Below are 10,337 nucleotides of genomic sequence, written 5' to 3' on the forward strand. Positions count from 1 at the left end.
AGTTCTCATTTCAAAATAAAATTCCTCAATTAAATATACAAGATAAATCTCTAGAGTTTCGATAACTTGAAGAATTTTGAGTGGAAAGAGCTCATGAAACAGGTTGAGATTATTAAATCAAGAAAAATATCCTGAAATACAAAGCTTGTGTAGACCTGCATGAGAGTGATCTAAGTTTTATGTAGAGAGAGTTGAAGAAGAAAACATTCCGGAAAAAGATGGAGAAATCGGATAGAGTAGCTTTTCGATCTCGCATGAAACGTTTCCATTTATGAGCAATATTCCTCATTGCTAAATACATTAGCCTAAATACGGAATCTTAATCAAGAAATACAGCTTTTATTTTAATTACTTTATACAGAGAGCGATTTAAAGAGTCAATGGTGTTAGTGGCATAAATGACTTTCCGAATCTCCATCAAATAATCGAAGATAGAAATAATTTTCTCTCAATGATTCAGCCAGAGTTGAGAATAACTGGGGTAAGCGTCCTTCCACAAAGAAGCTTAGAGGATGTCTAAAAAGGATGTGGCAACGTCTTTGCTCCTTCCTCTCGATTAATCAGAGCCTAAGGTTGAACGACGACTGCCGTCTCTAAACTGACCAGTTCAAAAAGTTGCTTGATGTCTGCATTGCGCATTCGCACACAACCATGGGAAACCGCTTGACCCATCACGCTTTCGTCTGGTGTGCCATGAAAACCAATGAAGTTTGTGCCGTCTGTCCAAAAACCAATCCAACGTTCCCCGAGGGGATTATCTTTTCCTGGGGGGATAATACTCCCATTCCAGGGATGTTCCCAGGCGGGATTTTTGATCATTTGCATCACAGAAAATTCACCGGTGGGGGTTTCCCAACCTGCTTTGCCAATGGCCACAGGAAAGCTCGCTTTCAATTGGTCACCCTGGTAAACATAAACTTTTCGTTCTCCAAGCCGCAGATGAAGACGCACTGGCTGATTAATGCTTGGAAGATAAGTGGTCGGACTGCCTAAAGGAGGTAGCGGCGTTTTGACTGAAGACAGCAATAGATCATTGAGGGAGACCTCGGAAGGTTGAACATCTTGGGCGATCGCCAACTGGGGCAGACTCAAAACATTACCCACAGCGATAAAGCCGATAAAGAGCGATAAGGTAGATTGGTGAAATTGAGTGTGCAGCATAATCAGTAGGATTGTCGGTAATGTATTTTTTATAAACTTGCAACCTAAAAGCAGAGATCAACCGACGGCTGACCATAAAATATCTTCCATGAGTTTAGCGGCTTCGATAACCGGCGTTGTCTCTAGCCAACCGGGAAAAATTCTCGCCTCAAAGGTATTTTTATTGGGAAGTCGGTAAATAAAATTTTTAATATTAAAATCACAATATTTCGTCAATTCCAGTTGTTTGAGATGTGTCACCGCTTCATCCCAACTAAGAGCCGTAAAACCTGGAGTATTAACCAAGAAAAGGAGTTCTTCGGGCCATTTTCCTAAGCGTTGACAATGGGGATTTGTCCTTACTTTTTGACGTAAATGCTCCCCTTCTTCCCATAGGGTATTGACGAGATTATAAAAAATAGGGGTAGAGCAGAGACGAGTGGCATCAAAGTGGAAATGGGTAGCCGCCTCTGTGGGAATTGTAAATCCCAGTTCCCGAGCAATGGCTAAGAGACTATCTAAGACAGCAAAATGATCCGTTTCAATGGGGGCTGTCACTAATTCACAGGGACGTTCCCGCTCCCCTGGTAAGGGCACGGCGATCACCACAGAGGCACCAACCTCATCACTGACACGAAACATTCCCTCACTCTCTGTCATTGGTGTGCCAAATAATTCGGCAATGGGTTGCAAAATATCGGCGATCGCATCCTCTGGATTGACCTGACGTTTGATGAGATGTAAAAGCCTAGCGTCATCACTCACAATGCGATACCAATCCGGTAGGCTAGGACAACTTTTATCTAGATCTGCTTGGATAGTGAGATCATCCACACAGCGAGCGATAAAATTTCCCTTTGCATCCAGAACCTCGAAACCATGAGTTAAGTTCTGAAAGACTGGTTTACCGGGGACTTTACTGGGTTCTGACTGGAGAGAAAAGAAACGCTGGACGGAGCCTTGATATTTCTCGGCGATCGCTTCTGCTAAATCTTGTCGACTGAAGCCTTTGGGGGCAAGCAGTTCAAGCTCGAAGCCAATTTTCCAATTTAGGGTCGTCATTATTGAGTAGAAAAAATTAAGACAGGGCAAACTACCCTGTCTAGTTCAAAAATATTATCAAGTTGCCTTAGACGCCATCATATTGACGACGAGCGGCGTCCATCGAACGACCAAATTCTTGATAGTCGCCCCGAATTAAGAGTTTTTCGACGTACAATTTAGCGTGGAACGGATCTTGACTACCCCAATAGTTCGCTAGATCAACAGCATCATCATAGGTAAGACCCTTTTGATCAAAAAAGCAGAGCTGCTGACTAGACCAAAGGCGATCAACGGCAACCTGACGAGCCTGTCTTTGATCTGCACTGAGTTGATTGGGACTACTGATCTCGCCTAATAAGATCATCCCAATACGAACTTTCGCGTTACCGGCAGATTCTCCCCAGTAGTTCCCCAGAACTTGGGCATCACAGTAAGTGTACTTTCCGGAGTTGAAGAAAGCATCTAGATACTCAGCTTGGTTGGGTCCCTGAGCAACCAGAGAAGCAGCAGGGCTTTCAGGGGCCACTGGCTTCAAACTTCTCGCCTGAGCAGCTTCTGGGCCGAAAGAAACTGTCAAAATGCTGGTGATAAACCAAGAAACAAACAGGGTAAATAATTTAGGATTTAGTCCCATGGGAAATTCCTCACGACATGATGTTTTAGGTAAGGATGAAAACTGTATTAATTAACAGTTTTACTGAAAGCAACTCAAGAAAAGAGCAGGATTGAGAAAAGTCGAATTACCAAAGTCCACGGACAGGCTTGGCTTGGGTTGTTTCACTAATTTGTGTCGCACTACCACTCGTTTGGGTCACGGTTTGACGAACAGTAGTTCTTTGTTCGACCACTTCTGTTTGTCTGACGGATGCCGAAGAACTAGCTGTTGTAGACTCGACAGCAGCGGCAGAACTGCTCTGAACGTTGATGTAGGTGCCGGTGGCGATGTCAAGGCGATCGCCTGCCTCAAAGACAACATCTTCCTCATGGCTTTTGAGCGCCATCCAAGTGATGTCGTTCACTTCGCCTGTTACTTCGAGCTGATAGGCATCTTGAAATGCTCTGACAGCTAGCATTGTGGCGGAGTCATATTCACCAGTGATTTTTCCTTCGTAATACCCTAACTCATGTAGTAGAACCTGGAGATCTTTAACAATCGTTGGATAGTCTTTACTTCTGAGGAAGGGAGCACTGATGAAGTTGTATTTAGACAATCGACCGTCTACATGTTCATCACCACAGTCATAACGGATATCGCGATGGTGACATAGTTCTGCCTGGGCGGCGGGGCTAAAGGCAACAGCACTAGGAATTAATAGAATAGATGCTGCCCAACCTAGTTTTTTGAAGATTTTTTCCATAACTTCACCATGGTAGAAGAGCTTATTTTAAACAAATGGCATTACTTACAAAGCTCATACTTTTACTTTATTGTAGTTGTCTTGGAAAAATATACAGATAATTACTGATTAATTTTCATGACAAGTATATGTATACTTTTATCCCCTAGGATATTTTTATGGGAACAAGAAACAACAAAAAAATTATTTGAATATCTTAACAAAATAAATTATTTTTGCAGGATAATTTTCTTGAAAGTCTGTTGTTCAAAGTTGATTTTGAAAAGTGCAATCAGTGCCTTAAAAAAGCGTTAGCCGCCGTAGACAGCCGCTTCAGGAATATCGATAAACAAATTCCGGTCAATACCAATAGACCAAACATCATTTGACTTACCCCATGTCAGATCATTACTAAAGGAACTGGTCACATTGCTACCATTAAAATCATAGGTAACTTCATTGCGATTGGGGAAAAGTACAGTAATGGAAGCTCTGCCGCCACCATAGCGCTTAATGCCACCAGGACATTGCTGATCTTTATCCGCATCTCCTACGGAACACTTAAAATAAGCAGTGGCATTGTAATAGTCCATATTGTTTGCATAGGGATTATCCGGTAAAGAAGTACTAGGGGACTTATTATCACTACCACCACTAAACAAGCTACCGATCAGCAACCCCAAACCAGCGCCAATAATTGCTCCGACAGTACCCCCATTGCCGCTATCATCGTCATGGGAAGTTTGGGACTCATGCTGAGTGTCCATTTTTACGGAAAGGCTGTTTTGACTACCTGCCGTATTCCAGATGAAAATTTCACGGTCTCGGTCATATTGGTGGGTAACTGAGTGAATACCATCCCAATCCTGAACTTCTAGATAGTCTAGACTGCTACCACGAAAATCATATTGGGTTCCATTATCCAATTGAATGACAACTGACTGGTCATATTGGCTATTTTGCATGTGTCTAGTTGTGCAGTAGCCATCATAGGAAGTTGAGTTATTGATACTTAACTTACAACGTCCATGGTAGCGATTGAGCACTTCGGCAGAAGCAGCGAAATTCCACACCAGTCCCTGACTAGCCATGAGCATACTGGCAATGCTGAGGGTTGAAATTTTCTTTAGGGTTACCGACATAATTCAATAGGATTACTTAGTCCCTTAATACTATTCCATAAACATGACGATAGCCGCCTTACAAATATAAAAAGAAGATAAAAAACTTTTCGCAAATCAATTTTTATTAACATTCACATTTGGGACTACCAATCAATTCCAGATAGGGACAACCTTAAATGAAATAAATGAAATAAGCATAAAGAATTGTGTCACAAAAAAGATAGAGAAGAGGTTGCTACCTAAATCAACAAAAAACTATGGAAATAAAACAGATTTCGCTTACAATCCTAATATCTCTGGTCTTTTACATTTGTTTATATATTTAGTGTCTTTCAATATCAAAAAGTGAGTGATCATCTTTCTAGCCAGCGAAAACGAGGGGTTGTCTTAAGTGCCTATGGTCGCCAGCGTTTACAACAAGCCATCCGGCAAGTGGAAGAAACAGAGAATCAGAGCAAGCCACTCCTGTTCAAAGAGATTAGTCAGCGGGCAGGGATTTCGGCAGCAACTATTAGTCGGATCTGGTCCAATGACTCTAGCGTTGATAGACGGTCGTTGGTTGCTTTGTTTAGAGCATTTGACCTTGAATTAGATATTGTTGATTATCAATTTTCTGAGGATCATTACGCAGCACAAGGGATAACAACAGTCACCGCGTCTGCTGCGGCAGCTAAGCCATCCCAAGGATTAACCTATCCCAGCGGGCCTCTCCCCTTAGATTCCCCCTTTTACATTCCCCGTCCTCCCCTTGAGACCAGGGCCTGCCATGAAATTGAACAACCAGGCTGTGTTGTCCGGTTGAAAGCACCATCTGGGTTTGGCAAGCGTTCATTACTGCTACGGATTTTGGCCCATGGGGAACAACTAAATTACGGGATTGCCTTTGTTGATTTGAAACAGGCAGATCCTGATATCCTGGCCGATAGTGGCAATTTCTTGCGCTGGTTTTGCAGTGTTTTTGCCCTTAGTCTTGGGCGATCGTCAAACCTAGAAGATCATTGGAGCGATATTTTAGGCAATACCCTCAGCGCGACGACCTATGTACGAGAACAACTGCTAGAACCCCACTCCACCCCATTACTACTCAGTATCCAAGAGTTACATCGGCTCTTTGTCTACCCAGCAAGTGCCCAAGCTTTTTTGCCCATGTTGCGATCTTGGCATGAAGAATCCCGCCGCAATGGGATCTGGGGCAGATTACGACAGGTGGTAACCTATGCGACGGATCACTACCTACCACTAGATATCAACCAATCACCTTTTAATATTGGTTTGCCGCTTTTGTTGTCAGAGTTTACCCCGGCCCAGGTACAGACCCTAGCGCAGAACTATGGCTTATCGCTGGAAAGTTTCAATTTAGATCGCCTCTTCGCTCTATTGGGTGGTCACCCATATCTCCTGAATCTCGCCTTTTACCATCTCAGCCAGGCCGACCTCAGTTTCGACGAATTGATTAATACAGCAGCAACGCCCAACAGTATCTTTTACCCCTATCTGCGACGGCTCTTGGTCAACGTACAAGATGGCCCAGAACAAACTGCTCAACTCAAAACTTTAGTCATGGGCAATGACCCCGTTTCCCTAGACACAATTTTGGCTTATCAATTAGAGGCAGCAGGACTCATTAAACGTACTACCGGAGGGTGGTTCATTAAGTTAAATCTATATCGAGACTACCTAACCCATGCTCTCTCCCAAACATAAGGCAAAATTGATTTATAAATTCAGCCCTTAAGTAGGGTCTTAGATGGATGTAGCCGCATGACTAACCTGCACTATAACGTTGGTGGCTGTTTACAAGCAGATTCTCCAGATTATGTCGTGCGACAGGCGGATAGCAAGCTTTATGAAGCATTAAAAGCGCGAGAGTTTAGCTATGTTTTCAGTGCCCGCCAGATGGGTAAATCATCTCTCCTCGTGCGAGTGCAACAACAATTGCAACAAACCGGAGCCCGCTGTGCCTATGTGGATATGACACGGTTGGGCAGTATCGGTCTGATTCAAACCCAATGGTATGCCGGGGTGAGCATGAGTATACTTGAGAGTCTGGGGTTAGGGTACCAGAAGGATTTTTGTCAATGGTGGCAGGCAAATCAAGCCTTAACTCTAGTACAACGCCTAAATCAGCTTGTAGAAGAACTGTTACTTCCTGACCTTGAGGGGCCACCTCTGTATATCTTCATCGATGAGCTTGACAGTCTGCTTAGCCTAGATTTTTCTACCGACGATTTTTTTGCCTGGATGCGTTCCTGCTATAACCAGCGCTCCCATGATCCACGCTACTGTCGTCTAACCTTTGGGCTATTTGGGGTGACAACCCCTTCCGATCTGATCGCTGATAAGCAACGTACTCCTTTTAATTTGGGCCGTGCTATTCCCCTCACAGGTTTCACCTTAGCTGAAAGTAAACCCCTCCAACCAGGCTTAGAGCCTTGGGTTAGCGATCCAGAACAGGTTTTGAAGTGCATTCTCGATTGGACAGGCGGGCAACCGTTTTTGACCCAAAAGCTGTGTGATCTTGTGCTACAGACTGCGCAACAGGCTGATCAGGTGCCGTTAGCGTTATCAGCAGGGATGGTCGAAGTTTGGGTTGAAGGCATTGTGCGATCGCACCTCATCGAAAACTGGGAATCTCAGGATGAGCCTATTCATTTACGTACTATCTGCGATCATCTACTTTGGCGTGAAAATCGCACAGGTCGTTTACTCGGTATTTATCGACAACTGCTGCAGGAGGAACCTGTCTATACCGATGACAGCCGTGAACAAACCGATTTAGTACTCTCGGGATTAGTCGTTCGTCAGGGAAATCAACTCACCATCAAGAACCGCATTTACCAGCAGGTTTTTAGCCTCAACTGGGTTGACCGTCAACTCCATCAGCTGCGCCCATACGCTAATATCCTGGAGCAATGGCTGGCCTCGGGTCGTCAAGATAAATCCTATCTATTACAGGGGCAATCCCTGCGAGATGCTGAACAGTGGGCCAGAGACAAAAGCCTGAGTGATGTAGATTATCAGTTTTTAGCGGCCAGTCAGGATATTGAACGGCAACGGATTCAGGCAGCACTTAATGCTCAACAAGAGAGTGAACGCTTTTTTCGGCAGTTGGCGGAGGCGGTTCCTCAGATTGTGTGGATTGTTGAACCGGATGGTAATCTCTCCTATGCCAACCAACAGGGCCATGATTTTTCGGGTCTGTCCCTCCAAGATCTGGCTGGCACCCAGCGGCATAGTCTGATCCATCCCGACGATCTTCATGCCAGCTTAGCGGCTTGGGACCGGGCTTTTGCCACCAAGCAAGCCTATGAAGTACAGCTGAGGATGCAGGACGCCCAGGGACAATATCGGTGGTTTTTAAATCGAGCGGTGCCCATTTGTGACCATAACGGAGAAGTGATCAAATGGTTTGGGACAAGTACCGACCTCGATGAAGTCAAACGTAAGGAGGAAGCAAAACGGCTACGGGAAGTAGAAGCCCGCCTCGTTGAACAGGAAAAACGGCAGCGCCTGCAACGCTGGTTACTCGGCTCAGTCAGTGCCGCTTTTTTAATTTCCAGTACATTGGCTGTCTTTGCATGGCACCAAAAGCATCAGTTTGCTCTGCAAGAAATTGCGGCGATCGCCAATCAATCGGAAGCCCAATTCGCTTCTGGGAATCGCCTTGATGCTCTAGTCACTGCCCTCCAGGCCGAAAACCGTATCCAAAAACTCTGGTGGCCCCCCAGTCCATTGGTGCACCAGGTTGAACAAAACCTACGCAAAGCAACATTTCAAGCCGTGGAACGTAACCGGATTAATACAAATCAGGGAATCATCCTCGGCCTTGCCTTAAATCCGATCAATGGACACATGGCCTCGGCCCATCACCAGGGGGAAATCGTCCTCTGGAATGCAGAGGGGACCCAGATAAAAATTCTTGCCGGCCATCAAGGGGAAGTGCATGACATTGCGTTCTCATCGGACGGTCAGGTCCTGGCCTCTACAGGGAAAGATGGCACTCTGCTCAAAACCATCGATGGACACCGGGGCAGAGGGATGGCCCTTGATATCAGTCCCGATGGACGATGGATCGCGACGGCCAGCGAAGATAACACCGTCAAGCTCTGGACGATAGAGGGAGAATTGGTCAACACATTTAGAGGACATCAGAACTTTGTTTGGGATGTGGCCTTTAGTCCGGATAGCCAAACCCTCGCTTCTGCGAGTTGGGACAATACGCTGATTCTCTGGAATTTGCAGGGTGATACATTGCAAACATGGTCTAATCCCACCGAAAGTAACCGTGGCGAAAATCGTCTCGTCAGCGTTGCCTTTAGCCGGGATGGGCAAACCTTGGTGACCGGGGACTGGTATGGCAATCTGGTTTGGTGGAATTTAAATGGGACGGTACAGCAAAGCATTGCCGCCCACACTAGTGCCGTTGTGGATCTAAATTTTAGTCCTGATGGAAAAACCCTCGCCTCTTCCAGTTGGGATAATCGGGTGCTGCTCTGGGATCAAGCTAGCCACCAGATTAAAAGTTTGATGGGTCATGTTACTGGCACCTGGGAAGCAAATTTCACCCCGGATAGTCAACAAATTGTTTCGGGGGGAGGGGACGCTATGCTCCGCACCTGGCAACCGCAGCCGCATAATTTAACAATTCTGCGAGGCCATCAATCCTCGATATGGGGGGTTGCCATTGCCCCTGACGGCACAATCTTTTCAGCCAGTGCTGACAACACAATTAAACAATGGAATCGAGCCGGACAACTCCTGCAAACCTTAGCCTTTGGTGCCGGTGCCAGTGGTGAAATATGGTCGGTGGCTGTCAGTCCAAATGGTCAGGCGATCGCCGCCGCCCATAACAATGGTCAATTAAGTTTGTGGAACATAGATGGCCAATTACAAAAAACGGTCAACGCCCATCAGGATGTGGTATTTGATGTGGCCTTTAGTCCTAACGGCGAGGAACTATCAACAGCCAGTTGGGACGGCTCCGTCAAGTTATGGCAGAAAGAAGGCACATTGATACAAGCCTTAACTAAAGATCATGACCGACTATATACAGTCGCCTTTAGCCCTGACAATCAATGGATTGCAACTGCGGGGGAAGAAAAAGTTCTCTGGCTATGGCGACGGAGTGAAACAGATCATTTTTCACTTCAGCCCCAATTTGCACTGCAAGGTCATAGCGATACCATCCTGGATGTAGCCTTCAGCCCCGACAGTCAGAGGATTGCAACGGCGAGTGAAGATGGAACAGTGAAGCTCTGGGCCATGGATGGTACTTTACTCACAACCCTTAAGGGTCATGAAAAACGGGTGAATACGGTAACTTTTATTCCCGCCAATACTGGCTTACCAACGGAGTGGGGTACCGTTATCGTGACAGGAAGTTGGGATAATTCGGTTAAATTATGGAGTCTAGATGGCACTCTCCGTCTCACCCTGGAGGGTCATGAAGACCGGGTTCTGGATATCGCCTTTCGTGCTGTGGATGAGAACCATCGTCCTTTGCTGGTTTCTGGTGGTTTAGATGATGTGGTGATTCTTTGGGAGATGGATCATTTAATCGACATGCAACAGATTGTGGGCTATGGTTGCGCCTGGGTACAGCCATATCTTCATCAAATTGACAGTAAGTTTCGTTATCAGCAACTTTGCCAAGATGATTAGCTTACCAAATAATCACTTAAGCTATCGTTAG

General features: G+C 45.5%; 7 protein-coding genes. 2 read left to right on the forward strand and 5 right to left on the reverse strand.

Features of this window, described 5'->3' with window-relative positions:
- Positions 1–567: 567 nt before the first annotated feature.
- From AACR41_RS00635 to AACR41_RS00655, 5 genes are all read right to left on the reverse strand, one after another.
- Positions 568–1,161, reverse strand: coding sequence for a L,D-transpeptidase (locus tag AACR41_RS00635; RefSeq protein ID WP_030008251.1), 594 nt, complete (start codon positions 1,159–1,161; stop codon positions 568–570).
- 57 nt (positions 1,162–1,218) lie between these two features.
- Entirely contained in the window at positions 1,219–2,202 is a 984-nt protein-coding gene (locus tag AACR41_RS00640; protein ID WP_052349740.1) for an amidoligase family protein, read from the reverse strand.
- Between the two features lie 67 nt (positions 2,203–2,269).
- Positions 2,270–2,818 carry a hypothetical protein gene (locus tag AACR41_RS00645; RefSeq protein WP_052349741.1) on the reverse strand — a complete coding sequence of 183 codons (549 nt, stop codon included), beginning with the start codon at positions 2,816–2,818 and terminating at the stop codon, positions 2,270–2,272.
- Between the two features lie 106 nt (positions 2,819–2,924).
- Positions 2,925–3,542, reverse strand: coding sequence for a peptidoglycan-binding domain-containing protein (locus tag AACR41_RS00650; RefSeq protein ID WP_052349742.1), 618 nt, complete (start codon positions 3,540–3,542; stop codon positions 2,925–2,927).
- A gap of 290 nt (positions 3,543–3,832) precedes the next feature.
- Positions 3,833–4,663, reverse strand: a complete 831-nt coding sequence (locus AACR41_RS00655) for a hypothetical protein (RefSeq protein WP_030008255.1) — start codon at positions 4,661–4,663, stop codon at positions 3,833–3,835.
- Positions 4,664–4,990: 327 nt separating this feature from the next.
- Here AACR41_RS00655 and AACR41_RS00660 point away from each other — a divergent pair, with 327 nt between their 5' ends.
- Both AACR41_RS00660 and AACR41_RS00665 read left to right on the forward strand, forming a co-directional pair.
- Entirely contained in the window at positions 4,991–6,349 is a 1,359-nt protein-coding gene (locus tag AACR41_RS00660) for an AAA-like domain-containing protein (RefSeq protein ID WP_030008256.1), read from the forward strand.
- Positions 6,350–6,406: 57 nt separating this feature from the next.
- On the forward strand, positions 6,407–10,306 hold the full coding sequence (locus AACR41_RS00665; RefSeq protein ID WP_045442634.1) for an AAA-like domain-containing protein: 3,900 nt from the start codon (positions 6,407–6,409) through the stop codon (positions 10,304–10,306).
- Positions 10,307–10,337 lie beyond the last annotated feature (31 nt).

This window comes from Picosynechococcus sp. NKBG042902, from assembly GCF_963864045.1.
Classification (GTDB): domain Bacteria; phylum Cyanobacteriota; class Cyanobacteriia; order Cyanobacteriales; family MRBY01; genus MRBY01.